1 protein-coding gene is annotated in these 618 nt (G+C 44.5%); it reads right to left on the reverse strand.

Annotated features, from left to right (window positions below; translation table 11 throughout):
* The coding region (locus tag HC175_RS16360) for a cytochrome c biogenesis protein (RefSeq protein ID WP_168139452.1) at positions 1-618 on the reverse strand (618 nt) is incomplete at both ends.

Genomic DNA, 618 nt, shown 5'->3' on the forward strand with positions numbered 1-618 from the left:
CACAATGGTAAGAGCCATTTCGGTAATGATCGTGATCTCTTTGATGGTGAGATCCATCTTCTTCTTGTTCTTAGTTGTGGTAAAGATCATCAGAAGCAAGGCTACAGCTCCCAGGATCATTCCCAACGTAAAAGGCCCGTAACTTCCCACGATCACAGATACGTGGATCATCAACCAGTAAGAATCAAGTACAGGTGCAAGGTTAGCGATTGATGGATCCATCCAGTTCCAGTGAGCGATCATAAGGATCATTGAGGTCACGAAAGCAGTTGAGGCGATGGTGAGGTCACTTTTCCTTCCAAAGAGTAGCCCAAAGAGCATCGTTGCCCATGCCACATAGATCATAGATTCATAGGCATCACTCCATGGAGCGTGACCTGAAAGATACCAGCGGCCAATGAGGCCTGCGGTATGCAGGATGAACAGGATAATGATGACCACCTTACTCACCGTTATAAGGCCGCGAATGATCTTACTGTCTTTAAATATCTGGAAGATCACGAAGATCAACATGAATACCCCGGCAAGCATGTACCATGAAAAAAGATTTCTAAAGATGTCATACTTATTGTAAAGGATCTCTGTTTCGATCTTTCTTTCGGAAGGAATTACCTCTGC

Source organism: Salinimicrobium oceani, assembly GCF_012037645.1.